The organism is Sphingomonas sp. PvP055 (genome assembly GCF_040546365.1).
Classification (GTDB): Bacteria; Pseudomonadota; Alphaproteobacteria; order Sphingomonadales; family Sphingomonadaceae; genus Sphingomonas; species Sphingomonas echinoides_A.
Window position 1 is genome coordinate 1,385,956 of record NZ_JBEPNS010000001.1, and the last position, 24,517, is coordinate 1,410,472.

The window sequence follows — 24,517 nt, forward strand, 5'->3', positions numbered from 1 at the left end:
TCCCTCTCGATTCACGCGTCAGCGCTTACGGCCTTTCGCGGGCCTTCCCAACTCTTTTAGCGGATCGATCCATCGCAAACCAAGTCCGAATTTCCCAAAGGCGGTTCGGTTGGATCAGGCGGATCGGCGCAGGCCGCGCGGTTCACCGGTCGGGCTCGAATCGAAAGGGGCCGCCCGGTTTCCCGAACGGCCCCTTCCACGATGTTTCCCGTAAGGGCTTCCCGGACGGGAAGATTACATCGCGTTCGTGGTCGTGGTCGTGGTGTTCGACATCATCATGGTGTCGTTCGACATCATGCCACCGTCGTTTGCCATCGCGCCGTCGGTCGACGTCATCGTGTCGTTGGTCGACGTTGCCATCGTGTCGGTCGAGTTCAGGTCGGTGACCATCGTGTTGTCGGTCGTCGTCGTCTCGGTCTTCGGAGTGCAAGCCGAAATCGCGATCGCAGCAACAGCGATCATCGAACCAGCAGCGACCTTGGAAATGAATGCACGCATTGGAAAGCTCCCTAGATAGAAGGATTGGTAGGCCTCGAGACCTTTAATACCCAAACCGTGGTGGACATTAGTCGTATTACGCCTGACCCTCAAGCCTAGTTTTGTCGGGCCAAAGAATGAGTTTCCAGGAACGCCGCAAGCCGTAGCGCAAGGGCCGTGTCGAAAGTTGCGAAATCGGTAGGCGCGCCAAGCGCTTCGGCACTCGTGACGGCAAAATCCGCCAGACCGCACGGGACGATTCCCGCGAAATGCGACAAATCGGGCGCGAGATTGACCGAGAATCCGTGCAGCGTCACCCACCGCCGGACGCGGACGCCGATCGCGCCGATCTTGGCCTCGCTCGCGCCCGTGGCGGACAGCGGGTCGGGCGCCATCGTCCAGATCCCGATCCGCCCGGGCGCGCGAAACGCCGCGATGCCGAGATCCCCGAGCGTGGCGATCACCCAGCCTTCGAGCGAATGGACGAACTGCCGCACGTCGCGCCCCCGCCGAGTCAGGTCCAGCACGACATAACCGATCCGCTGGCCCGGCCCGTGATAGGTGTAGCGGCCACCGCGCCCCGTCCCGATCACGGGGAATTGCGGGTCGCGCAGATCCGCCGGATCCGCGCTCGTCCCGCCGGTATAGACCGGGGGATGTTCGAGCAGCCAGATCAGTTCGCGCGCCGTACCCTCGGCAACCGCCGCCGCGCGCGCCTCCATTTCGGCGATCGCTTCGGCATAGGGAACGGGGGCGGGGGCGATCCGCCATTCGATGTCGTCTGGAATATGGTCCACGCCTGCTCGATTGCGCCAGTCGCGGCGCGGGTGCAAGTCATTGGCAAGCTGTCCGGCCATGCGCTAACAGCGCGCAACTGCGCCTTGCCGAATGGACGGGCCGGGGGAACGGGCCGGTTTGGCCGGCGACGGGAGACGGCGACGTGATGGCGACGATGAGTACGGTATGGGACCGCACGACCGAGTTCCTCGGCGACAATCTCGCTTCGCTGACGCCGATCGCGCTGTTCGGCATCTTCCTGCCGCTCGCGCTGATCGGGAATCTGATGCCGCTGATGGGGGCGGTCGGTCTCGCTGGCAGTTCGGTCGTCGGCATCGTGGTCGTGATCCTGTCGCTCGCGAGCAACTGGGGGGCGGTGGCGGTGACCGCGCTTGCGCTCGACCCGGCGGCGGGGCGGGCGTCGGCGGTACGGACCGCGAACCGCCGCTTCCTGCCCATCCTGGGGGTGAACGTGATCGCGCTGGTCGGGCTGTTCCTGGTGTTCCTGCCGGCGATGGTCGGCTTTGCGATGAGCGGCATTCCGACCGATCAGATGACCGGGGACATGACCGGAGCGCAGCCCTCGCTCGAAACGATCAACGCGCCGATCGTGCTGTTCGCCAGCCTCTACACGCTGGCGTTGCTGCCGGTGCTGTTGTGGATCGTCGCGCGTCTGTCGGTGATCATCCCGATCCTCGTCGACGAACGCCGTGGGCTGGGCGCCTTCGCCCAGGCCTTTCGACTCACGCGGGGCAGCGCGCTCAAGATCATGGGGGTGATGCTGCTGTATCTCATCGTATCGCAAGTGGCGGGGCTTGCCGCGCGCATGGTCGCGGGCGCAGTGTTCGGCATCGTGCTGGGGGGATTGGGACCAATGTCGCTTTCAGGGATTCTGACCGCAAGCGTGGTCGCCATCGTCTCCACGATCTTCCTCGTGCTGGCCGTCGCGTTCCTCGCCAAACTCTACCTGGCGTTGCGCGACGCCCGCGCCCGGTCGGCCCACCTCGACGCGCCGGTCGTCGGCGCATGAAGCAGGCAATGGCACGGCTCGATGTCGTCGCGGTTCTGCGCGACGCCTGGACGATGGCGAAACGCGATCGCGACGTCCTGATCGGGGTCTGCGGCTTGCTGCTGCTCGTCCCGCAGATCGCGATGGCGATGTTCGTCGCGCGGCCCCCGGCGATGCCGACCACATCCGAGGAAACCGCCGCCTGGATCGCGTCGGTCGAGGCGTGGTCGCAACTCTACAGCCTGCCGGTGATCGCCCTGTCGATCGTGCTGCTGCTGGGCAGCGCGACCGTGTTGGTGCTGTACCTCGACCGGGAGCGCCCGACGACGCAGTCCGCCCTGATGCAGGCACTCGCGCTGTTGCCGCGGGTGATCCTGTTGTCGCTGCTGACGTCGATCCCGATCAGCCTGGGCACGCTGCTGCTGTTCCTGCCGGGATTGTACTTGCAGGGCCGGCTGTTGCTCGCCCTGCCGCTGCTGGTCGCGAAACCGGGGCAAGGCGTGATTGCCGCCTTCACGCAGAGCTTTCGCCTGACGCGCGGGCACGGGCTGGTGCTGATGGGGATTGCCTGCGTCACCGTGTTGATGGGCGATCTTCTGGCGCTGCCGTTCCGCAGCATCGGCGCCGCGCTGGCGGGGGCACCGCTCGCCAACTCGGTGGTCGCCGCGATCCTCCAGATCGGCGCCGCGACCGGCGTGACGATCGGGATGGTCGCGACGCTGTTGATCCAGGTCGCGCTCTACCGCCGGTTCAGCAAGGGAATGTGAGGCGCGCTGTCGGCGGGCAGATGCCCGCTGAGGCGCGGGTCGACGAAGGTCTCGACCGTGCGGCGAATCGGCTCGAACCCCTGCTTGCGATAGAAGTTCAGCGCTGACGGGTGGTCGAGCGAACAGGTGTGCAGCCACACCCGCGTGATGCCTTTTCCCCACGCACGGGTGAGCGCCTCGGCCATCAGCCACCGGCCGAGCCCGCGACCGGCGAGTTCCGGAATCAGCGCGAAGTACGAGATTTCGCACGCCCCGGCGACGCGGAAGTCGAGTTCGAGGAAACCGACCTCGATCCCCGCGGCGTCGACCGCGGCGTAGACCTTGACCGCCGGGTCATGGATCGTCCGCAACAGCGCCGCCTCGTCGATCACCAGCCGCGAGAACCACAGCCACGGCGCCCCGACGCGCCGGAACAGCGCGCGATACGATTCGACCGTCGGCTGCTCCCACTGCACCAGGCGCAACGGTGACGCGGGCAGCGGCCGGAGCGGCGGGCGACGACGCATCTCGAGCGTCGTGACGACCGCCGCCACCTCATTCTCGCGGACCGGGATCAGCCCCATGCGCGGCCGCCTCGGGTCACGACCATGTCGCGCGCGGCGGCAGGCTCATCAGGATCGCGTCGATGTTGCCCCCGGTCTTGAGCCCGAACAGCGTCCCCCGGTCATAGACAAGGTTGAACTCGGCATAGCGCCCGCGCCATTCGAGCATCTGCGCCGAATCCGCAGCCGTGAAGGGCAAGTTCATCCGCCGCCGCACGAGTCGTGGGTACACATCGAGGAACGCGCGCCCGATATCCTGGATGAACGCGAAGTTGGCGTCGAAATCCCCCTCCAGATGATCGCAGAAGATCCCGCCGACCCCGCGATGGACCTTGCGGTGCGGGATGTAGAAATAGTCGTCGGCCCATTTGGCGTAGCGATCGTAATAATCGGCACCGTGCGGGTCGCACGCGGCCTTCAGCACGTCGTGGAACTCGGCGGTGTCCTCGTCATAGGGCAGCGGCGGATTGAGATCTGCGCCGCCCCCGAACCAGCGTTTGGTCGTGACCAGGAACCGCGTGTTCATGTGCACGGCGGGCACATGCGGGTTGGCCATGTGCGCGACCAGGCTGATTCCGGTCGCGAAGAATTGCGGGTTCTCGGCGGCGCCGTGAATCGACTTGGCGAACTCGCCCTCGAACACCCCGCCGACGGTCGACACGTTGACGCCGACTTTCTCGAACACCTTGCCCGTCATCACCCCGCGGACGCCGCCGCCGCCGGGCGCACCGTCCGGGTCGGTCCGATCCCACGGCGTATAGTCGAAGTCCGCGTCCGACCCGGCCTCGCGTTCGATCGCGACGAATTCGGCGCAGATCTGGTCGCGGAGCAGCTCGAACCATGTGCGAGCGCGGGCCTGTTCGGGGTCTAGGGCGATGTCCACGGTTTGGCTGTCCTGTTGTGGTGGGGAGGGGGCTCTACTCGTCACGGTGCGCTGGGGGAACCATAGGTAAAGGTGCTTAGTGGGGGGCTCCCCATCGCGGAATCCCCACTCGCTTCAGGGATGTAGGATCATGCGGCGTCCGGGAAGCCGTTGGTCTGCCGCAAGGCCTCGGCAATCCCGATTCCCGCCGCCACCGCGATGTTGAGCGACCGCATCCCCTCCGCCAGCGGAATGCGCACCGCGACGTTGGCAAGCGCATGCACGTGGTCGGGAACGCCGCTCCCCTCGGACCCGAGCAGCAGCGTGTCGTCGGACGCAAAGGTCGCCGTATCCAGCCGCGTCCCGCCGCGCGTCGTCAGCAACACCAGCCGGCCCTTCACGGTCTGCAGGAACGCTTCCCAATCGGCATGGCGGTGGACCTGGACGGAATCGGCATAATCCATCCCCGATCGAGCGAGTGCCTTGTCGCTCCAGGTGAAGCCGGTCGGCTCGATCACATCGACGGGAACGCCGAAGCACGCGCCGAGACGCAGAATCGCGCCGACGTTGCCGGCGATATCGGGTTGGTAAAGAGCAATACGCATAGACAGAGCGCTACCACGCACGAATTGCTGTTGGCAAAATGTCGTTACGCCGTCTAACGTGGCTCGTCCCCGATCAACGCTTTGGGGGCGATCGGCAGGCAGGCACATTCGTGTCGCGCCTTCCCAATATGAACGATCGACCGTCGCCACGTAGCAGATGGGCGAAGGGCAGAGGTACAAGGGCTAGTCAATGGCAACAGTCGATTCCGCCGTGCCACTTGGGGAAGATCCCGCTCCATTTCACGAGAAAGCACCGCGCCGTCGCGACTTTCTCAACATCGCCGCGGTGGCGACCGCCGGTGTCGGCGGCGTCATCGCGATCGTCCCGCTGATCAATCAGATGAACCCCTCCGCCGACGTGCTCGCGCTGTCGACGACCGAGGTCGATCTGTCGAAGATCGAGGCCGGATCGGGGATCGTCACGTCCTTCCGCAAACAGCCGCTGTTCGTCCGCAACCTGACGCCGGCCGAGATCGCCGCCGCCGACAAGGTCGCGCTCTCCGAACTGCGCGATCCGCAGACGCTCGAGCAGCGGACTCGCGGCAAGAAGAACTGGCTCATCACGCTCGGCGTCTGCACGCATCTCGGCTGCATCCCGCAAGGCATCGTCGCCAGCGAGAATCGCGGCCAGTACGGCGGCTATTTCTGCCCGTGCCACGGGTCGCAATACGACACTGCGGCGCGCATCCGCAAAGGTCCGGCCCCGTCCAACCTGGCGGTTCCGGAATATGCATTCACGACGCCGACAACGGTCACGGTGGGTTGAGGATAGAACGATGAGTTTTCCCTGGGCCAAACATTACGCGCCGCAAAACGGCTTTACCAAGTGGATCGACGAGCGCTTGCCGCTCCCGCGCCTCGTCTATGGCGCGGTCGGCGCGGGCTATCCCGTGCCGCGCAACCTCAATTACTTCTGGAACTTCGGGGTGCTCGCGGGCGCGGCGCTTGGCATCCAGATCATTACCGGCATCGTCCTCGCCATGCATTATGCGGCGAACGGCGGGGTCGCGTTCGATTCGGTTGAGCACATCATGCGCGACGTCAACGCCGGCTGGTTCCTGCGCTATGCGCACGCGAACGGCGCGTCGATGTTCTTCATCGTCGTCTACATCCACATTTTCCGCGGGCTTTATTACGGGTCGTACAAGGCGCCGCGCGAAATGATCTGGCTGCTCGGCGTGACGATCTTCCTGCTGATGATGGCGACCGCGTTCATGGGCTACGTTCTTCCCTGGGGGCAGATGAGCTTCTGGGGTGCGCAGGTCATCACCGGCTTCTTCTCGGCGATACCCGTAGTCGGCGAGACGATCCGGATCTGGCTGCTGGGCGGATATGCGCCGGATGATGCCGCGCTCAACCGCTTCTTCTCGCTGCACTATCTGCTGCCGTTCGTGATCGCGGGCGTCATCATAATGCACATCTGGGCGCTGCACATCCCGGGGTCGAACAACCCGACGGGGGTGGACGTCAAGGGCGAGCAGGACACGGTCCCGTTCCATCCCTATTACACCGCGAAGGACGGGTTCGGGCTCGGCATCTTCCTGCTGATCTTCGCCTGCCTCATCTTCTTCGCGCCCAACTATCTCGGCCATCCGGACAATTACGTTCCGGCCAACCCGCTGCAGACGCCCGCGCACATCGTCCCCGAATGGTATTTCTGGCCGTTCTACGCGATCCTGCGCGCCTTCACGGTCGACTTCATCCTGCCCGCCAAGCTGTGGGGCGTGCTCGCGATGTTTGGGTCGATCCTGCTGCTGTTCTTCCTGCCGTGGCTCGACAGTTCGCCGGTGCGCTCGTCGAACTATCGCCCGGTGTACCGGACGTTCTTCTGGGTGCTCGTCGCGGACGTGCTGATCCTCGGCTATTGCGGTGGCTCGCCAGCCGAGCCGGTGTACGTGATCCTCAGCCAGATCTGCGCGGCCTATTACTTCGCGCACTTCCTGATCATCCTGCCAATCATCGCGCGGACCGAGCGTCCGCGTCCGCTGCCCAACTCGATCACCGAGGCGGTCCTGGCGGGCAAGGGTGGCACCAGTCCGATGCATACCGCGGTCAGCGGTAGCCCGGTTCTGGCCGAATAAGGGGCAATTCGAGCATGATCCGCTACATATCCTGGGCCGTCGGCGCTGCCTTCGTCTTCGTCCTCGCGCTGGCCCTGTTCAGCTCGGTGTCGGGACTCATCACCGACCCGGTCGCGCCGACCGCGACCGAAGAGTTCCACAAGCATCCGAAAGAGCTGTCGCTCGCGTCGAACGGCTTCTTGGGCACCTACGACCAGCGCCAGCTCCAGCGCGGACTTCAGGTCTACAAGGAAGTCTGTGCGAACTGCCATTCGCTCAAGCACGTCGCGTTCCGTGACCTGACCCAGCTCGGCTATTCCGCCGGGCAGGTGAAGAAGTTCGCGGCGGACTGGGCGGTCAAGGCGGTCGATATCGACCCCAAGAGCGGCGACAAGGTCGAGCGCCCCAACACGCCCGCCGACAAGTTCCCCGCGGTCTATTATCCCGGCCTCGGCAACCCGCCAGATCTCTCGCTGATCACCAAGGCGCGGCATGAGGGCACCGCCTACACCTACTCGCTGCTGACCGGCTATGCCGACCAGCCCGCCGAGCTGCTCAAGAAGTTCCCCGACGCGAAGACGCCGGACGGGCTGTATTACAACCCGTATTTCGCGAACCTCAACATCGCGATGCCGCCCCCGCTGAAGCAGGACGGCCAGGTGACCTATCTCGACGGGACCAAGTCGACCGTCGACCAGAATGCGAAGGACGTTTCCGCCTTCCTGACCTGGGCAGCGGAACCCAACCTGCCGGCACGGCATGGCGCAGGCATCGCGGTGGTACTGTTCCTGCTGGTCTTCTCCGCGCTGGCTTATGGGGCGTATCAGAACATCTGGCGCGACATCAAACACTGAGGGTTCACGAACGACCGATCACAGGGCGGCCCGGAAAGACTTCCGGGCCGCCCTTTTTTGCGTGAACGGCGTCCACCTTGCGGGTAGGAGGCACGCTCGGCACTTGCCGGAACGACAAGGGAAGCTCGGCCGTGAACGATGACTTGAAGGCACTGATCCGCACCATTCCCGATTTTCCCAAGCCGGGGATCCTGTTCCGCGACATCACGACGCTGCTGCTCAATGCCGAAGGGTTCGCGACCAGCATCGCGCGGATGGCGGCGGCGACGCTCGGCCCGGTCGACCTCGTCGCCGGGATCGAAGCGCGCGGCTTCATCTTCGCCGCGGCGCTGGCGGTGCCGTTGAAGGCGGGCGTCCTGCTGATCCGTAAGGACGGCAAGCTCCCCGGCGTCACCATCGCCGAGGATTACGCGCTCGAATATGGCACCGACCGGATCGCGATGCACGAGGATGCCTGCGCGCCCGGCAAGCGCGTGCTGTTGGTCGACGATCTGATCGCCACCGGCGGCACCGCGCGCGCTGCGGTACGGCTGCTCCGCAAGGCGGGGGCCGTGGTCGAGCAGGCGCAGTTCCTGGTCGATCTCCCCGATCTGGGCGGCGCCGACGCGCTCCGCGCCGACGGACTGTCGGTCGATTCGCTGGTCGCGTTTCCGGGGCACTAGCCGCCGCGCGGAACGTCGCGCCGCGCGAGCGGTTCTATCCGGAGACGCTCGACCATCGCCGAGCACCTTTCGGAGCTCGCCATGTCGTTTCGCTTCCCCCGGCCGATGGCCAAACTCGCGATCGCGGTCGCTGCCTTCGGGTCGACGCTCGGGCTTTCCGGCTGTGCGGACGGCTATGGCTATGGCGGCGGCTATGGCGGGGTCAACGTCGGCTACGCCAATGCGGCGTGGGACCCCTATTATGGCGGGTACGCGGGTAACCCCTATTGGGGCTGGAACGACAATTTCTATTACCCCGGCACCGGCTATTACGTCTTCGATCGCTCGAACCGGCGCTATCGCTGGAACGCGCAGCAGCGCGGCTATTGGCAGGGGCGCGCGCAGGGCTGGCGCAGCGCGCGGCGGGAAATCCGACCGATGTGGCGCGACTATGGGGTTCGCGGCGGTCCCGGCATTGGTAGTCCCGGAATCAGTGGCCGCGAGCGCTTCGGCAACCGCGGCCCCGGCGGCAGCCGCTTTGGCGGCCAGCGCTTTGGTGGCGGGCGGTTCGAGGGCCGGCGTCCGGGCGGTGGCCGCCCCCACCGCTGACCGAAGCGTCAGTCGACCGGGCGGGTTCGGATCAGCCCGGTCGACACGAACGTCATCACCACCACGTCGTCCTGATTAAGTACCGTCATCTTGCTGCGGTAACTCCCCATTTCCGGACGGCTCCGCGATGCGCGGGTATCGAGGATCTCGGTTTCACAGCGTAGCGTGTCGCCCGGATAGACCGGCTTGAGCCAGCGCAGCTCGTCGATCCCGGGGGAGCCCAGCCCGGCCTGCTGGTTTGCTTCCAGATTGGCGACCACCATTGCCATCGTCATCGCGCAGGTATGCCACCCGCTCGCCGACAGCCGCCCGAAATGCGTAGTCGCGGCCGCTTCGTCGGAGAGATGGAACGGCTGCGGATCGTAGCGTTCGGCAAACGCCATCACCTCTTCGCGCGTGACCTTATACTCCCCGAACGCCTGCTTGGTGCCCGGGACGATGTCTTCGAAATACTGCATGCCGCGAGTGTTCACCGGTCACCGAGCAAGGGCAAGCGTTGATTTCATGACGGTCACCGGTGCGGTCTTGAACCCCGCAACGCCCCCCGGAACGGTGCATCGTCCCCATCCAGCGTCGTGTCCGCCGGCAAACCGATCAGATCGCGCAGCAGTGGCGCGACGTCGACATTGTCGAACCCCGCAAGCACCCCGAGCGGCTTGATCGCGGGTCCGCTGGCAATGAACAGCGCGGCCATCTCGGGCGCCGCCGGGTCGAAGCCGTGCGTGCCGCCCGAAACCGGATGGTCGATCGGAGCATCCCTGGTCAGCGCGAGCCAGCCGGTTTCGGCAAGGCACACAAAGGCAGGGACGCGCGCGTTCTGCCCGTAATGGAAGCGCGCCGGGACCTCGCCCTTTCGCCAGCATTGCAGATGATCGTGCGCGCCCAGCAGCGTGCGCGCGACCTCTGTCTCATGCCCCGGCGCGGGGTTCAGCCCGACATACGGTCCGTCGGTGATCGCCTTGAACGCGCCGGGTGGCAGCATCCGGTCGATCCGCACGACGCGGTCGGCGCTGATCGGGGCCATCCCATGATCCGCGACGATCACCAGATTGGCGGGCTGTCCCAGCGCCGCCAGCCCGTCGCGCAACCGCCCGATCGCGGTATCAACGTCCCGGACTGCGGCAGTGACGTGGCGATCGGCGGGGCCGTACTTGTGCCCGGCGCTGTCGACCGCATCGAAATATAGCGTGAGGAAGTGCGGGCGCGTTGCCGCCGGGCGGCGAAGCCAGTCGATGATCGAATCCACCCGTTGGCGGTCGTCGATCGCATGCGCATATTGCTGCCAGTCGTCGGGGCGGATTCCGTTGAAGTCGACGTTCGACCCCGGCCAGAACATCGTCGCGCTGCGGATCCCGGCCTTTTCGGCGGTGACCCACAGCGGTTCGGCTTGCGTCCACCAGAACGGGTCGTCGGTCTGCATCGTGAAGACCTCGCCCGGGCGCCGCGCGTCCTCCATGCGGTTGCCGACGATCCCGTTGCGATCGGGCCGCAGCCCGGTGACCAGGGTATAATGGTTCGGAAAGGTCACCGACGGAAACGACGGGCGCATCGCCGCGCTGATGCCACTCGCGGCAAGCGCGTCGAGGTTGGGCGTGACGCCCCGATCGCGATAATCGGGTCGGAAACCGTCGATCGAGATCAGGATCGTCACCGGTGCGCGCGCCGCCTCCACCGCAACCTTGGGCTCCCGCGGCGGCGCGTTGACCGGCGCCGTGACGCAGGCTTGCAGGGCGGCGCACAGCGCCGTGGCGAGAATACGGGTGGACCAACGCATGCCCCGCCCTAGCGCGGCAACAGTGTCACAACCATGACGGTTTCATCGCGCGAGCGACACTTTCGCGAACAGGCTGAGGCTGACCGGGAAGCGTCCATAGGCCGCGTCGAGCGCCCTCGGTTTGGCATAGATGCCGACCGCGCCGCCCACCGCCAGATCCAACGGCCCGACCAGCGGCAAACGGTAGGCATAGCCCCCTTCGAGCTTTCCGACGCGAAACTTCCGATCGTGCAGCGGACTCGCCGGATCGGGAAACAGCTCGTCATTCGCAACGCTTTCCCCGCGCGCGAACAGCGTATCGTGCCGGTTGACGCCCCAATTCACCTCCGCGAGCCAGGCGCTCAACACGCGCCCCGGCAGCTTGTGCTTGGCGGAATAGGCGAGCAGCGTGGCGACCCCGCCCCGCGCATATTGCACGCTCGCGGTGGTGCGCGCTTCATTGCGGAAGGCTTCCAGCTGCTCCGGGCTCTTGAGCCGTCCGTGGCTCGCCTGCACCGCCCAGGCGGGGGAGGGGGTCCAGGTCGCGCGGACGCTCCACGAATCGAGCGACGGGCGTTCGATCGCCCAGCGATACTGGTCGGGCTCGCGCCCGCGAAACGCCGATGCCTCGATCTGCCAGCGCGGCGCGGCATAGCCCGCGGTGACGACACCGTAGGCGATGTGCGTGCTGTCGAACCAATGGTGCGTGATCGGCGCCATCGGCTCATAGGTGGCGGAGGCACGGTGCATGAACGCCGAAGGCCCGAGCGCGGGTTCGGCGACCGGGCCACCGTAGAGGAACGCGCTGCCCTTGCCCGCATCGACATCGACGCGCGCGGCGAGTTCCATGAACAGGTCGTGCGGATGCTGCCGGTCGATCAGCGGGTTGACCCCGTCGGCGGTCTCGCCGGTGGCGAACAAATTGGGATAGCCGGCTTTGCCGATCAGCGGTTCGAGGCTCATCATCGTGCGCAACTGCAACCGCGCGCCCGTCCCCAGATCGCGCGTGCCCGACAGCATCGCCATCGATTCGACGAACGCCATGTTCGCCCCGCGCGGGCCGCCCTGATCGGTATAGGTGCCCCACACATAGCCGTGGAGCATCACGCCCCAGTCGCCAAGCATCAGATGCTCGCCCAGCATCTGCCCGGCATTGCCGGGGTTGCGCGACGTGCCCGAACCTTCGCCGTAAGCGCCGTCGAACGGGAGCATCGTCATACCAGCCATGTCGTGCCCGGCAGGCATGGCGTGCGCGGCGTGGTCCATCGCGGGTTGCTCTGGTGAAGCGGTCGCTTGTCCTTCCATCCGGGGTCCGGTCGCGGTTTCCATCGGCATTGCGTGCCCCGCATGAGGGTCGACGGTCTCCCGCGCCACCGGCTCGGGCTGAGGGGCCGTTGCGGTGTCCATGGGCATGTCGTGTCCCGCGTGCGGATCGACGCTCTGCGACGGTGCGTCGGCCTTTGCCGCAGCAGCGCGCGGCGCCGAACGGGAAACGGGGTGCGTGTTGGCGGATTTGGGCTTGGCCTTCGGCTTTGGCTTGGGCGCGTCCATCTTCATGCCGGGCATCATCCCGGGCATTGCATGTTGCGCGTGCGCCGCGGACGGCAACAGCGCGGCCACGGCACAGGCCGTGACCAGCAGGGGTCGGTTCATCAAAAGTCCTTCGCGAAACGATACGGTCGCCGCGCGCGCTGTCAGCGCGCGCAGTACGTCAGACCGTCGGTCGCGGAGGGGGCAGGATCGGGGGGGCGCTGAGCCCCGCTGGGAACGCGCTTGCGACGATCGCACGGCGAACCGCGCCGTAAGCGACGGGCGCCGTCATCGGGCGTGGTGCGATCGATGCGGGCGGGATGCACCCGATGCACATGTGCGGCACGACGCCGCGTTCGTCGGAAGCAGGCACGCCGTGATGCGGGGCTTGATGGCCAGCGTGCGTCATCGCCATTGCGAGCGGCGCCAGCGGCGCATCATGGCACGGCGCGTTCGCCAGCGCCGGAAAGGCGAAGGCGAGCAGCAACAGCGCAAGGATCATCCGGGCGAACACGCGCGCACTAGTACGCGCGCCGTGCCCGCCCGGCAACATCACACGTTGAAGCGGAAATTGAGCACGTCGCCGTCGTGGACGACATACTCCTTGCCTTCCTGCCGCAGCTTGCCCGCGTCGCGCGCACCGGTTTCGCCGCCCAGCGCGATATAGTCGTCAAAGGCGATCGTCTCGGCGCGGATGAAGCCACGTTCGAAGTCGGTGTGGATTTCGCCCGCCGCCTGCGGGGCCTTGGCCCCGGCATGGACCGTCCAGGCGCGCGCTTCCTTCGGGCCGACCGTGAAGAAGGTCAGCAGCGAGAGCAATTTGTACCCGGCGCGGATGACGCGCGCGAGCCCGGTTTCCTCGAGCCCCAGTTCGCTGAGGAACTCACCGCGTTCCGCGGCGTCCATCGTCGCGATTTCGGCCTCGATCGCGGCCGAGACGACCACCGCCTGCGCGCCCTCGGCCTTGGCCTTTTCGAACACGCGCGCGGACTGGCTGTTGCCCTCGGCGGCGCTCGCCTCCTCGACGTTGCAGACGTAGAGCACCGGCTTGGCGGTGAGCAACTGCGCCTGGGCGAACACGCGCGCTTCGTCCTCGTCCTTGGGGACGGTCAGCCGCGCGGGCTTGCCTTCGCGGAGCAGCTCTAGCGCCTGGCCGAGCACGGCGGCGCCGATCTTGGCTTCCTTGTCGCCCTGCGTCGCCTTCTTGGCGAGGTTGGGGACGCGCTTCTCGAGGCTTTCCAGGTCGGACAGCATCAGCTCGGTCTCGACCGTCTCGGCGTCGGCGATCGGGTCGACCTTGCCCTCGACATGCGTGACGTCGTCATCCTCGAAACAGCGCAGCACGTGGACGATCGCATCGACCTCGCGGATGTTGCCGAGGAACTGGTTGCCAAGCCCTTCGCCCTTCGACGCGCCGCGCACCAGCCCGGCGATGTCGACGAACCCGAGCTGCGTCTCGATGATCTTGGCCGACCCCGCGACCGCGGCCAGCTTGGACAGCCGGTCGTCGGGCACGCCGACGTTCCCGACGTTGGGCTCGATCGTGCAGAACGGGTAATTGGCAGCCTGCGCCGCAGCGGTCTGCGTCAGCGCATTGAACAGCGTGGACTTGCCGACATTCGGCAGCCCGACGATCCCACAGCGAAATCCCATGATGGTCCTTGAAGCGCAGTTTTGAATAGGAAGCCCGGGCGATAGGGCTTCGCGCGGCGAAACGCCAGCATGTCGCACGCACGGCATGTTTCGGCGGAACCAACGTTCCGGTCAAACGATTGATTTGCATCAGCTTGTCCGCCCTTTTCGGGTCGGACTTTGCGGGATTATCACGTGGGGACGGTGTAAATGCGGGGACCATCGGTCTGGTATGTTGGTCTGGGGTTCGTGCTGACGTCGTCCGCCGCCATCGCGGCGCCGTCACCGCGGTTCAAGGCAATCGTGCTGCCGATGCAGGCGGAAGCCCCCGCCGAGGGGATCAATTCCTCCGTTGGATCCGGCGTTCTCGCAGGCGGGGCGGGGGAAACGGCTCTGGGGCATGATGCCGCACGGCCACCCTATGATCTGCGGCTCGTGCAGCGCGACGATGACAGCCTCAAGACCACGCTCAAACGCCGCTTTCGGCCACGCGGGACCGGGATGCGCGATGCCTATGTCGACGGCGACAGCGGTCTGCGCATGTCGATCGGCAACAGCTACCACATGACGTACCGCGCGACCTCGCGGATGCCCGGATCGCGCGGCGCGGCGCGCCGCGGATCGAACGTGGTCAATTTGCGCGACGGGTTCGAGGGGTATGCCCCGGTCGCGCTCGCGGGCTACGACCGGTTCGTCAGCGACCGGATGAAGATCGGCGTCGAGGGCGGGATGATGATCGGGCGCTCGACCGCAATGTATGCGGACGAGACGATGCCCGGCGCGGGCAGCACCGACCGCACCGCGCGCAACCCGGTCGCCGACGTGGTGATGACCTACGCGTTCTGAGGGGGGCGTTCCGGCGCCCCCGCCAGATCACGACCAGCGGTAATTGAAGCTGATGCTGATCCGCTCGCTCTTGGCAAAGCTCGGCGCGACTTCGTGGCGGAGCCAGCTCTCCCACAGGAACACGCTCCCCGCCGCGGGCTCGACATAGACGAAACTGCGCTGCTCCTCCGCCGCATCGGGAAGGCGCGGTGGCGCGGCCATCATCATCGGCAACCGTGGATCCTCGAGCTTCAACGCGCCCGATCCTTCGGGCACCGCGATATAGACCGTGCCCGACACCACGCTGTGCGGATGGACGTGCCCCGAATGCGTCCCGCCGGGCTTCATCACGTTGACCCACAGGCTGTCGAGCTTGAGCTTCCCGCCCTGCAAGTCGAACGCGCACGCTTCCGCAAACTTCGCGACATGCTTGTTGAGCAGTTTGACCAGATCCGCGAACGCCGGGTCGCGCATCGGCAAGTCGTTGAGCGACGCATAGGAGGTATAGCCGCGATAGCCATGCGCCTTCGACCAGGTCCGCCCCGCGCGATCCTCTTCCGACAGCAACCGGCACGACCGGTCGAGATCCGCGACGAGCGCCGCATCCTTGAGCTTCGCATCATAAAAAGGCGTTGCGAACAACGAGCGGACGGTCATTTGCGATCTCCAAGCCTGAGCGCGACGTCGCTCATAAATCTCTGGTCGTCGCCCGCCGCCAGCCACGATGCCTCCGCCGCGATCGCGCCGAGCACGTCGCTGAGCGGGTCCATCTCGGCCTTGGCGTAATTGCCGAGCACATAGGGCGACACCTTGTCCTTGTGTCCGGGATGCCCGATCCCGATGCGGACGCGGCGGAAGTCCTCGCCGATATGCTGCGCGGTCGAGCGGATGCCGTTATGCCCGGCCGCACCACCGCCGGTCTTCACCTTGACGCGGAACGGGTCGAGATCGAGCTCGTCGTAGAAGACCGTGACGTCGGCGGGGGTGAGTTTGTAGAAACGCATCGCCTCGCCGATGCTGCGGCCGCTTTCGTTCATGAAGGTCGCGGGCTTGAGCAGCAGGATCTTCTCGCTGCCGATCCGCCCGTCCTGCGTCCAGCCCTGGAACGCCTTCTTGACGCTGCCGAAGCCGTGCATCTCGGCGATCGTGTCGACCGCCATGAACCCGACATTGTGCCGGTTGAGCGCATATTGCGCACCGGGATTCCCGAGACCGGCCCAGAGTTGCATGTCGTGTTCTGCCTGCCCTCATTCTCTCGTCCCGTTCGTTTCGAGCGAACGGGCAGGAAGACGCTGAAGAGTGAATTCGTAAAAAAGGGACAGCCCGCCGGACGCACGCGCCGCAGACTGTCCCCCTTTTCCCGTCCCTCTCCGCACAAGCCGGAAAGGGCGCTCGGGCTTACTCGGCCTTGTCGCCCTCGGCAGCGGCTTCGCTCGCTGCTTCGGCTTCGGCTTCAGACGACTGCGCTTCGGCAACCGCTGCTTCCAGTTCCTCGTCCGCTGCGGTCGGAACCGTCGGCGGCACGATCGTGGCGATCGCGAAGTCGCGGTCGGCGATCGACGGCTCGACGCCCTTGGGCAGCTTCACGTCGGAAATGTGAATCGATGCGCCGACTTCGAGGCCTGCGAGCGAGATGGTGATCTCGCCGGGGATCTCGGCTGCGTCGCAGACGACTTCGATTTCGTGACGCGTGACGTTGAGCACGCCGCCGTCCTTCTTGATGCCGGGGGCTTCGTCCTCATCGGTGAAGACGACCGGAACCGCGACGGTGACGGTCGAATGCGCGCCGATCCGCAGGAAGTCGACATGGACCGGACGCTCGGTGACGACGTCGAAGGTGACGTCCTTCGGCAGGGTGCGAACCTGGTTGCCACCGGCGTCGAGCATGACGACCGAATTCATGAAGTGACCCGTGTTGAGCAGACGCATCAGCGCCTTTTCTTCGACGTGGATCGACAGGGGTTCCTGCTTGTTGCCGTAGATTACGGCGGGGACGCGGCCTTCACGACGAAGCAAACGGGAGGCTCCCTTGCCAACCTGTTCGCGCGTCTCGGCTGCGAGCGTCATCTGTTCGCTCATTGCAATGCTCCGAAATACTGGAAGTGGTGTCTCCGGCCAAGCCTCCAGGGATGACCCTGACCGAAGCGCGAGCGCATAGGCGAAGACGGCGCAAAAGGCAAGATGAGCGCGTGGCCGGGTGTCAGCGGTCGATCGACAGCGTGATTGTGTCGCCCGGGCCGATTGCGGAAGACGGCACCCGCAGCAGCACCCCCGTTTCGTCGCGCCCGACCACTTGCGCGCTGACAGGCGCACCGCCGACGATGGCGGCATCGCCACGCGCGACGACGCGCCCCTGCTCCAGCAGCACGACATGGTCGGCGACCGCGCGAACTTCGTCCGGACTGTGCGTGACATACAGCATCGGCAGCGCGAAATCCGCCTTGAGCCGCGCGATATACGCCAGGATCTCCGCCTTGCGCCCGCCGTCCAGCGCCGCGAGCGGCTCGTCGAGCAACAGGAGTTCGGGTTGGCTGAGCAACGCGCGACCCAGCGCAACCCGCTGACGCTCGCCGCCGGACAGATCCCGCACGCCACGCGACAGCAGATGGCCGATGTCGAGCACCGCGACGACATGGTCGAACCCGATCCGGTGCGGCTTGGGTGCCCGCTTCAGGCCGTAGCGCAGGTTCGCCTCGACGCGCAGGTGCGGGAACAGTCGGGCGTCCTGGAACACCCAGCCAATCCGTCGCGCGCGCGGCGGGACGTTGATCCCGCTGGCACTGTCGAACAGCACATGCTCGCCCAGCACGATTCGCCCGGTGTCGATCGCGGTCATCCCGGCGATCGCGGCGAGCGTCGTGCTCTTGCCCGCACCGGACGGCCCGAACAGCGCGGTCACGCCGTCCGCGGGTCCGTCGAACGCGACGTCGAGGCTGAAAGCGCCGACGCGCTGCTGGATCGCGATCGAGATCATTGCCCGCCCCGCCGCCGCCCATAAGCGAGCAAGGCTTCCGACAGCAGCAACGCCAGAATCGCGACGCCGAACGAGATCCCCGCCAACCGCAGCGCGACCGCCTCGCCCCCTGGCTGCTGGAGTGCGGCGTAGATGGCGAGCGCGAGCGTCTGGGTTTCGCCGGGAATGTTGGCGGCGAAGGTGATGACCGCACCAAACTCGCCCAATGCGGCGGCAAAGCCGATCACCGCCGCCGCAATCAGCCCGGGGGCGGCGAGCGGGAGCGTGACCGTTACCGTGCGGTCCCAGAAACCGGCGCCCAGACTGTCCGCGACGGCCTCGATCCGCGGGTCGACCGCTTCGATCGCCTGGCGGCACGCGCGGAGCATCAGCGGAAACGCCATCACCCCCGCCGCCAGCGCGGCGCCGTTCGCGGTGAAGATCAACTGGACGCCAAACCCCGCTAGGACGTGTCCCAGCGGCCCGTCATTCCCGAACAGCAGGATCAGAACGAGGCCGACCACCACGGGCGGCAGGAAGAGCGAGGAGTGTAGCACCGCATCGAGCAAGGTCCTGCCAGGGAAGCGCGTGCGCGCCATCATCCACCCCGCCAGCAAGGCGAGCGGCAACGCGCCCAGCACCGCCCGCCCGGCGATCGATACGCTCAGCGCGAGGACGTCCCATTCGGCGGCGGTCAGCACGCCTCAGTCCATCGTCCGGAAACCGTAGCGGTGGAACGTCGCCTTCGCCGCCGGGCTTTGCAGATAGGACGCGAACCCCCCGGCGGCGGGGTTGCCGCCCCGGACCAGTGCGACGGGATATTCGATCGGCGGATGGCTGGATTCGGGAAACACGCCAAGGATCCGCACGCTCCGCTCGGCCCAGGCGTCGGTCTCGTAGACGATCCCGAGCGGCGCTTCGTGCCGCGCGACATAGGACAGCGCGACGCGGACGTTGTCGGCTCGCGCCAGCCTGCCTTGAACGCTCGGCCATACGCCAAGCCGAGTCAGCGCAGTCTGGGCGTAGATCCCTGCCGGAACATAGGCCGGATCGCCGACCGCCAGCCGCCCGGTCGGGCCGAGCGCGCGCGCGAGCGGAAAGCGTGGGGCGATCTTGAGCGCGATGCGTGAATTGGCGGGAGCGATGAGCGCGAGACGGCCGCGCAGCATCGTGCGGCGGCTACGCGGATCGATCCGGCCCGCCTTCTGGACATGATCCATCCAGGCGAGGTCGGCGGAGACGAACAGATCCGCCTTCGCGCCCGATTCGATCTGACGCGCGAGCAGGCTGCTCGACGCGAACGAGAAGCGCACCGGGACGCCGGTGCGCCGGGTATAGGCCTTGCCGACCGCCTGCATCGCATCGGTCAGCGACGCTGCGGCAAAGACGGTGATCGGGGCAGGGGGGGCGGCGTACGATGTGGCCGCCGGGCCGAACGCGACGGCAGCCGCGGCGAGCGAGAGAAGCAGGGTACGACGATACATGCACGAGTCCGATCGGGAGCTATATCGGCGGACATATAGCGGATCGGCGATGACGCCTAGCTGCGGCGAGCGGATCGCCGGAGTCGACCCCGGGCATCCCGGCCCGACGCCGGAATGCCCGATGTGGGGTTGCGTTCAGGCGGAGCGGGGAACCGCCTTGCGACGGCGCGCCATCGTTCCGATCCCGGCGAACCCGAACAGCATCATCGTCCAGGTCGCGGGTTCCGGCACCGCGCCGGTCAGTCTCTGCGCGACGAAGCCGGGCAGGTCGGCATCCGTAAAGCCGAACACGTACACCTGATTCTGTCCGGCGGTCCCGGGGACGAAATCATTGTCGTTCGCGATGAACAGCGTGTGGAGCAGCGTGCCGTTGTACATCACGTCCTGCCCGAAGGAGATCCCTTCGATCTTCGCGGGGATCTGCGATGTCGCCACCCCCGCTGCGGTCAGCGCGCTGACGAGATCGAGGAACGGCGTCGCCGTCTTGGTCACGGTCTGCGCTTTGCTCGCGGCGGTGCCCGCCAGCTGCGTGATGTCGGCGGCCCCGGACAGGTCGATCCGGAACACCTGTTTGACGGCGGCCTTGCTGCCATCGCCCAACCCCTTGCCGTCGCGTTCGTCGACGAGGAATTCGTGGTCGTTGATCGCGACGATGTCGCTGACCCCCGACCCTGCGGTGAGCTTGTAGCCATATTCATGCGTCGTGCCGCTCGCGACGTCGATCGTCACGATCCGGACGAACTTGGACGGATCCTGCTCGAGCGGCGCCTGCATGATCCCGACCAGCGTCTTGCCGTCGGGCGTGATCGCGAGCCCCTCCATCCCCTTGTTCGCAACACGGCCAATTGTGTTGCCCGCGATTTCGGTTTCGCCCTTGGGAGACAGGGTGGTCACCGCCAGATTGGCGGGAAGCGCGAAGGTCTTGATCAGGCTGCCGGTCGCGCGATCGAACTGGCGGACGTAGGGGCCATATTCGTCCGACACGAAGACGCTCTTGCCATCGTTGGAGACGCGGACCGATTCGGGGTCGAACCGCGCGTTCGCCGGATTGGTAGACGTGCCCGCCGCATAATTGTCCGAGCGGCCGGTGAAATAATAGGATCCATTGGCGTTCTGGCTCGGCGCGCCCGAGCCGAGCGGGGTCCCGTCGATCTTGGTGCCGAGCCCGGCACCGCTCCCGTAATTGAGCGCGGTCGGGCTCGACAACAGGGTCGTCCCGGTCAACGCGGCGGTCAGGCCGAAGGGCAAGCCGGTGCCGGCGGAATTGGCGGTTAAAGAGAGCGAAAGCGTCTGGAAACGGCTGATATACGACGTCGTATCGTCGACAAAAGCGTTATAAACGGTAGCATTCGGACCACGATCGGGCGTCGCGAGGAAGGTATTTCCGCCGGCATAAGCGAGGCCGGATCCGATCCCACCCAAGATATTCCCCGGCAGCCCGTTTTCAAGCGGCCCGGTCAACCCCGAAAGATCGACGTTCGCCCCCGCGCTGCTCCCGCTGATCGTGCCGTTGGCGAGGTAGATCGGACCCGCGTTCGCCGCGACCGGAAGCAGCGCAGCGGCGATCATGGCCGCCGAGCGAAGAGGGGAGATCATACAGCTGTCCTACGCGTTCGAGAATGATGAACGCGGGATTAACCCTGTACGATTACAGCAATAAGTCAGAAACAATCGAAAACGGCCGGGCGCGCACGCCCGGCCGCGGGAGCGCTTATTTGCTGCGCTCGACCTGTTCGAATTCCAGCTCGACCGGAGTCGCGCGCCCGAAGATCGACACCGAAACCTTGACGCGGCTGCGATCGAAATCGAGCTCCTCGACGATCCCGTTGAAGCTCGCGAACGGCCCATCGAGCACCTTGACCGAATCGCCGATCTCGAAGTCGACCTTAACCTTCTGCTTGGGCGCAGCGGCGGCCGCTTCGTCCTTGGTGCTCAGCATCCGAGCGGCTTCCGACTCCGGGATCGCCTGCGGCTTGCCATTTGGTCCAAGGAATCCAGTGACCTTCGGGGTGTTCTTGACGAGGTGATAGACGTCGTCGTTCATGTTGAGCTTGGCAAGCACATAGCCCGGCATGAACTTGCGCTCGACCGCGATCTTCTTGCCGCGGCGGGCTTCGGTCACGGTCTCGGTCGGAACCTCGATCTGCTCGACGAGCTGCTCGAGCCCCATGCGAGTCGCTTCCGCCATGATCGCGTCGCGGACCTTGCCCTCGAAACCCGAATAGGCGTGGATGATGTACCAACGTGCCATGTCGTCTGTCTGTCCGTTATTTCGCGAGGGTGAGCAGCAAGTGGACGATCGTCTCGAACGCGGTATCGATGACGAAGAAGAAGACGCCCAGCAATGTCGCCATGATGACGACCATCACGCCGGTCATGATCGTCTCGCGGCGCGTCGGCCACACGACTTTCTTGGTTTCGGCCTGGACCTGACGGATGAATTCGAGGGGGGTCGTCTTCGCCACTGTGCTGCACTCGTGTTTATCGCCGAAGCTTTGGGACATGGGCCCGCTACCCGCCCCTGTGAAGGGCCGAATGACGGTCATTCCCAATTTCGGAATGATAAGACCCTAATCCGCGTGCGCCGCAAAATCAAGCTGCGGGCCGATCGGGTACTCATCGGGAAATATGGCAGGGGAGCACGGACTCGAACCGTGGGCCTTCGGTTTTGGAGACCGACGCTCTAACCAACTGAGCTACACCCCTATCTAGGGCCTCTCTATCGCGACATTTTGCGGATCGCAAGCGGATCAAGCAACCGCACGATCTTGCGCGGCGCGCAACGCTACGACGCGTGCATCCTCCACCGTCAACGGACGCCCGAAATAATAGCCCTGGACCTTGGTGCAGGCCAGATCCCGCACCATCCGGTACTCTTCCTCCGTTTCAACCCCTTCGGCGGTGGTCGTCATGCCCAGGCTCTGCGCCAGCGTGACGACGGCGCGAATGATCGCGACCGCTTCGCGAACCCCGTTCGAGGCTGCGGTGACGAAACTCCGGTCAATCTTGATCGTCGAAAACCGGGTGCGGCTGAGGTAGCCTAGGGACGAATAACCGGTGCCGAAATCGTCGAGGCTGAGCCTGACTCCCAGGTCGAGGATGCGCTCCAGCACCTTTCCCGCGGCGGTCGTGTCGCGCATGAAAACGCTCTCGGTGACCTCCAGCTCTAGCCGCGCCGCCGGCAAGCCCGATGCACCAAGGGCCGAGGTTACGATCCCGACGAAGCCAGGGTTGTGCAGCTGTTCGGCCGAAACGTTGACCGCGATCCGCACCGATCCTGCCCAGCGCGCGGCCTCGGCGCAGGCGTTGCGGAGCACCCACTCTCCGATCGGGGCGATCAACCGCGCGTCCTCCGCCAGGGGAATGAATTTGTCGGGCGGAATCACGCCCAGCTCCGGATGAGTCCAGCGGACGAGTGCCTCGAACCCGGTCAACCGACCGAACTCGGCGTCGACCACAGGTTGATAGCAGATGTGCAACTGGTTCTTCGCCAGCGCATGCCGCAACGCCTGCTCGAGGACACGCCGCTCCTCGGCGACGACATGCAGTTGCGGTTCGTAGCGATGATAGGTGCCGCCGCCGGCGTCCTTTGAACGGTAGAGCGCAAGATCAGCCGACCGAACCAGCGTCTCGGCGGTATTGCCATCGCGCGGGCCGATGGCAACACCGACGCTCGCGCCGGTATACAGGGTATGTTGATCGAGTTCATACGGCTGCCCGAGCGCATCGACAATGGTCTGCGCTAGCCGCTCGACCCGCTTGGTGTCGGTCGCATCGCGCACCACCACCGCGAACTCGTCGCCGCCCAGACGACCGATGATCTCGTTCTCTGTGACTAGAATCGCAAGCCGTTCGGACACGCGCCCGAGCAGCCGGTCCCCAACGGGATGGCCGAGCGTGTCGTTGACCGCCTTGAAGCGGTCCAGATCGATCATCATGAACGCGCAACGGCTGCCCCATTTGGCTGCATCCGCCATCGCGCCCGCAAGTGTTTCGTTGATTAGCAGGCGGTTAGGAAGGCCCGTAAGTGCGTCGAAGCGCGCCATCCGGTTGATCTCATCGGCTGATGCCCGCTGTTCCGTCACATCCGATCCCACGCCGCGAAACCCAATGAAAACGGCGCGTTCGTCATAACGCGGGTTGGCGGCGATCTCGAACCAGCGCTCCTCGGTGCCCACCATGACCGGCAGGTTGAGACCGCGAAACGCGTCGCGTCCTTTAAGATACTCGGCGAGCCGGGCGAGTTCGGGGGCGACCTTGCCCGCGGCCCATGCGGGGCCGGCGAGCACTTCCAGCAGCGATTTTCCGTTTACGGTGTTGGTGTCGAGCCCGACTGAGGTGGCGAAGCGCGGAGACGCGCGCACGACTCGGCGTTGCGCGTCCGTTTCCCACAACCAGTCCGACGAATGCTCTTCCGCTTCCCGCAGCAGCAGACTGACAGTTTCGTCACGCTCGGCAATCGCGATCTCGCTGGTACGGAGCAGGACCAGCGATTTTGCGCGGGTGAAACAGGTGACGATCAGGACGGCGGTGAAAGCGAGTACGGCTGCCGTCAGCATCGGGCTGCCGGTCAACAGCATCCTCGCCGCGATCGAAACCCCCAGGATCGCCAAGAAGCTGAGGGTGGCGAGGGGAAGGGCTGCCATCGCAACCGACGACGCGGTCATCATCAGGGACAATGCGACCCACAGGTACAGCGCGGTAGTGGTATCGCCGCGCAGTCCGGTGATAATTGGGGGGACGGACCAGATTCCTCCCAACAGAATTCCGTCGATCAGGGTTTGCCGAACATCGCGGAGCGTCGCCGTATAAGCGGAACGATGCCGCGAGGCATGACGGCGAACCGTAACCAGGATGCTGACCGCGGTCGCACTGACGCCCCAGGCGGCGAGCAACGGTAAGGATACGCTGCGGGACAGGATCGCAACCACCAGCGCCGCGCCGGTCCCGTTTGCTGCCACAAGATAGCCGCTGAGCCTGCTGCCGGCATTCAGCTGTGCCGCGCGGATCGGGCCCCATTCGGTCGTGTCGGTGGGATCCAGCAGTCCAAGCAGAGCCCGCACGTCGATGCGCGGCTTGGTAAATTGGGAAGAGGGCCGGATGCTCACCGTGCCCGTCCTACGCTACGCAAGGTTAG

Annotated in this window: 28 protein-coding genes and 1 tRNA gene; 8 read left to right on the forward strand and 21 right to left on the reverse strand. The window is 65.8% G+C overall.

Features of this window, described 5'->3' with window-relative positions; all coding sequences use genetic code 11:
• Positions 1 to 234: 234 nt before the first annotated feature.
• Positions 235 to 498: a hypothetical protein gene (locus ABIC16_RS06665; protein ID WP_277968634.1), complete on the reverse strand. Its 264-nt coding sequence runs from the start codon at positions 496 to 498 to the stop codon at positions 235 to 237.
• A 95-nt stretch (positions 499 to 593) separates the two neighbouring features.
• On the reverse strand, positions 594 to 1,274 hold the full coding sequence (lipB, locus tag ABIC16_RS06670) for a lipoyl(octanoyl) transferase LipB (RefSeq protein ID WP_354290504.1): 681 nt from the start codon (positions 1,272 to 1,274) through the stop codon (positions 594 to 596).
• Positions 1,275 to 1,429: 155 nt separating this feature from the next.
• On the opposite strand from lipB, the gene ABIC16_RS06675 reads away from it, so the two are divergent.
• Positions 1,430 to 2,284 carry a hypothetical protein gene (locus ABIC16_RS06675; RefSeq protein WP_354290505.1) on the forward strand — a complete coding sequence of 285 codons (855 nt, stop codon included), beginning with the start codon at positions 1,430 to 1,432 and terminating at the stop codon, positions 2,282 to 2,284.
• An 8-nt stretch (positions 2,285 to 2,292) separates the two neighbouring features.
• Positions 2,293 to 3,030, forward strand: coding sequence for a hypothetical protein (locus tag ABIC16_RS06680; protein WP_354290506.1), 738 nt, complete (start codon positions 2,293 to 2,295; stop codon positions 3,028 to 3,030).
• Here the strand turns inward: ABIC16_RS06680 and ABIC16_RS06685 are convergent.
• The 3 genes from ABIC16_RS06685 to ABIC16_RS06695 form a co-directional block, all read right to left on the reverse strand.
• Complete coding sequence (locus ABIC16_RS06685; RefSeq protein ID WP_277968638.1) at positions 3,003 to 3,593, reverse strand: GNAT family N-acetyltransferase; 591 nt, start codon at positions 3,591 to 3,593, stop codon at positions 3,003 to 3,005. The genes ABIC16_RS06680 and ABIC16_RS06685 overlap by 28 nt on opposite strands.
• Before the next feature lie 16 nt (positions 3,594 to 3,609).
• On the reverse strand, positions 3,610 to 4,455 hold the full coding sequence (gene hemF, locus ABIC16_RS06690) for an oxygen-dependent coproporphyrinogen oxidase (protein WP_354290507.1): 846 nt from the start codon (positions 4,453 to 4,455) through the stop codon (positions 3,610 to 3,612).
• 128 nt (positions 4,456 to 4,583) lie between these two features.
• Positions 4,584 to 5,039, reverse strand: a complete 456-nt coding sequence (locus ABIC16_RS06695) for a tRNA (cytidine(34)-2'-O)-methyltransferase (RefSeq protein WP_354290508.1) — start codon at positions 5,037 to 5,039, stop codon at positions 4,584 to 4,586.
• A gap of 190 nt (positions 5,040 to 5,229) precedes the next feature.
• Here ABIC16_RS06695 and petA point away from each other — a divergent pair, with 190 nt between their 5' ends.
• The 5 genes from petA to ABIC16_RS06720 all read left to right on the forward strand — a co-directional run bounded on the left by petA (position 5,230) and on the right by ABIC16_RS06720 (position 9,203).
• The gene (petA, locus tag ABIC16_RS06700; RefSeq protein WP_354290509.1) at positions 5,230 to 5,805 is read left to right on the forward strand and encodes a ubiquinol-cytochrome c reductase iron-sulfur subunit; all 576 of its coding nucleotides are present in this window, start codon (positions 5,230 to 5,232) and stop codon (positions 5,803 to 5,805) included.
• Between the two features lie 10 nt (positions 5,806 to 5,815).
• Complete coding sequence (locus ABIC16_RS06705) at positions 5,816 to 7,120, forward strand: cytochrome b (RefSeq protein WP_354290510.1); 1,305 nt, start codon at positions 5,816 to 5,818, stop codon at positions 7,118 to 7,120.
• 14 nt (positions 7,121 to 7,134) lie between these two features.
• Positions 7,135 to 7,953, forward strand: coding sequence for a cytochrome c1 (locus ABIC16_RS06710; RefSeq protein ID WP_354290511.1), 819 nt, complete (start codon positions 7,135 to 7,137; stop codon positions 7,951 to 7,953).
• Positions 7,954 to 8,084: 131 nt separating this feature from the next.
• Positions 8,085 to 8,615 (forward strand): adenine phosphoribosyltransferase, encoded by a 531-nt coding sequence (locus tag ABIC16_RS06715; RefSeq protein ID WP_354290512.1) that lies wholly within the window; start codon positions 8,085 to 8,087, stop codon positions 8,613 to 8,615.
• An 81-nt stretch (positions 8,616 to 8,696) separates the two neighbouring features.
• A complete protein-coding gene (locus ABIC16_RS06720; RefSeq protein WP_354290513.1) occupies positions 8,697 to 9,203 on the forward strand; it encodes a hypothetical protein in 507 nt (168 codons plus the stop codon).
• A gap of 8 nt (positions 9,204 to 9,211) precedes the next feature.
• Here ABIC16_RS06720 and ABIC16_RS06725 read toward each other — a convergent pair whose 3' ends face one another.
• From ABIC16_RS06725 to ychF, 5 genes are read right to left on the reverse strand one after another with little or no spacing between them, the layout of a single operon-like run.
• Complete coding sequence (locus ABIC16_RS06725) at positions 9,212 to 9,661, reverse strand: MaoC family dehydratase (protein ID WP_277968646.1); 450 nt, start codon at positions 9,659 to 9,661, stop codon at positions 9,212 to 9,214.
• Between the two features lie 53 nt (positions 9,662 to 9,714).
• On the reverse strand, positions 9,715 to 10,977 hold the full coding sequence (locus ABIC16_RS06730) for an alkaline phosphatase family protein (protein ID WP_354290514.1): 1,263 nt from the start codon (positions 10,975 to 10,977) through the stop codon (positions 9,715 to 9,717).
• Positions 10,978 to 11,019: 42 nt separating this feature from the next.
• Complete coding sequence (locus tag ABIC16_RS06735) at positions 11,020 to 12,609, reverse strand: hypothetical protein (protein ID WP_354290515.1); 1,590 nt, start codon at positions 12,607 to 12,609, stop codon at positions 11,020 to 11,022.
• Positions 12,610 to 12,667: 58 nt separating this feature from the next.
• Positions 12,668 to 13,039, reverse strand: a complete 372-nt coding sequence (locus ABIC16_RS06740) for a hypothetical protein (RefSeq protein ID WP_354290516.1) — start codon at positions 13,037 to 13,039, stop codon at positions 12,668 to 12,670.
• Positions 13,039 to 14,139 carry a redox-regulated ATPase YchF gene (gene ychF, locus ABIC16_RS06745; RefSeq protein WP_277968650.1) on the reverse strand — a complete coding sequence of 367 codons (1,101 nt, stop codon included), beginning with the start codon at positions 14,137 to 14,139 and terminating at the stop codon, positions 13,039 to 13,041. The genes ABIC16_RS06740 and ychF overlap by 1 nt, the downstream gene beginning before the upstream one ends.
• A gap of 189 nt (positions 14,140 to 14,328) precedes the next feature.
• Between ychF and ABIC16_RS06750 the strand changes: the two genes are divergently transcribed.
• Positions 14,329 to 14,964, forward strand: a complete 636-nt coding sequence (locus ABIC16_RS06750; RefSeq protein ID WP_354290517.1) for a hypothetical protein — start codon at positions 14,329 to 14,331, stop codon at positions 14,962 to 14,964.
• A gap of 27 nt (positions 14,965 to 14,991) precedes the next feature.
• Here ABIC16_RS06750 and ABIC16_RS06755 read toward each other — a convergent pair whose 3' ends face one another.
• The 11 genes from ABIC16_RS06755 to ABIC16_RS06805 form a co-directional block, all read right to left on the reverse strand.
• Positions 14,992 to 15,600: a TIGR02466 family protein gene (locus ABIC16_RS06755; RefSeq protein ID WP_277968652.1), complete on the reverse strand. Its 609-nt coding sequence runs from the start codon at positions 15,598 to 15,600 to the stop codon at positions 14,992 to 14,994.
• The gene (gene pth, locus ABIC16_RS06760) at positions 15,597 to 16,172 is read right to left on the reverse strand and encodes an aminoacyl-tRNA hydrolase (RefSeq protein WP_354290518.1); all 576 of its coding nucleotides are present in this window, start codon (positions 16,170 to 16,172) and stop codon (positions 15,597 to 15,599) included. Before pth ends, ABIC16_RS06755 begins: the two co-directional genes overlap by 4 nt.
• A gap of 169 nt (positions 16,173 to 16,341) precedes the next feature.
• Entirely contained in the window at positions 16,342 to 17,022 is a 681-nt protein-coding gene (locus tag ABIC16_RS06765; protein ID WP_354290519.1) for a 50S ribosomal protein L25/general stress protein Ctc, read from the reverse strand.
• Positions 17,023 to 17,143: 121 nt separating this feature from the next.
• Positions 17,144 to 17,917: a molybdenum ABC transporter ATP-binding protein gene (gene modC, locus ABIC16_RS06770; RefSeq protein ID WP_354290520.1), complete on the reverse strand. Its 774-nt coding sequence runs from the start codon at positions 17,915 to 17,917 to the stop codon at positions 17,144 to 17,146.
• Positions 17,914 to 18,597 (reverse strand): molybdate ABC transporter permease subunit, encoded by a 684-nt coding sequence (gene modB / locus ABIC16_RS06775; protein ID WP_354290521.1) that lies wholly within the window; start codon positions 18,595 to 18,597, stop codon positions 17,914 to 17,916. The genes modC and modB overlap by 4 nt, the downstream gene beginning before the upstream one ends.
• Positions 18,598 to 18,600: 3 nt before the next feature.
• Entirely contained in the window at positions 18,601 to 19,380 is a 780-nt protein-coding gene (gene modA, locus ABIC16_RS06780) for a molybdate ABC transporter substrate-binding protein (RefSeq protein WP_354290522.1), read from the reverse strand.
• 135 nt (positions 19,381 to 19,515) lie between these two features.
• Positions 19,516 to 20,976 (reverse strand): esterase-like activity of phytase family protein, encoded by a 1,461-nt coding sequence (locus tag ABIC16_RS06785; RefSeq protein ID WP_354290523.1) that lies wholly within the window; start codon positions 20,974 to 20,976, stop codon positions 19,516 to 19,518.
• 115 nt (positions 20,977 to 21,091) lie between these two features.
• Complete coding sequence (gene nusG, locus ABIC16_RS06790) at positions 21,092 to 21,631, reverse strand: transcription termination/antitermination protein NusG (protein WP_131527007.1); 540 nt, start codon at positions 21,629 to 21,631, stop codon at positions 21,092 to 21,094.
• A 16-nt stretch (positions 21,632 to 21,647) separates the two neighbouring features.
• On the reverse strand, positions 21,648 to 21,845 hold the full coding sequence (gene secE / locus ABIC16_RS06795) for a preprotein translocase subunit SecE (RefSeq protein WP_131527009.1): 198 nt from the start codon (positions 21,843 to 21,845) through the stop codon (positions 21,648 to 21,650).
• Between the two features lie 164 nt (positions 21,846 to 22,009).
• A tRNA-Trp gene (locus ABIC16_RS06800) sits at positions 22,010 to 22,086 on the reverse strand.
• A gap of 44 nt (positions 22,087 to 22,130) precedes the next feature.
• Complete coding sequence (locus ABIC16_RS06805) at positions 22,131 to 24,488, reverse strand: putative bifunctional diguanylate cyclase/phosphodiesterase (protein ID WP_354290524.1); 2,358 nt, start codon at positions 24,486 to 24,488, stop codon at positions 22,131 to 22,133.
• Positions 24,489 to 24,517: the final 29 nt, after the last annotated feature.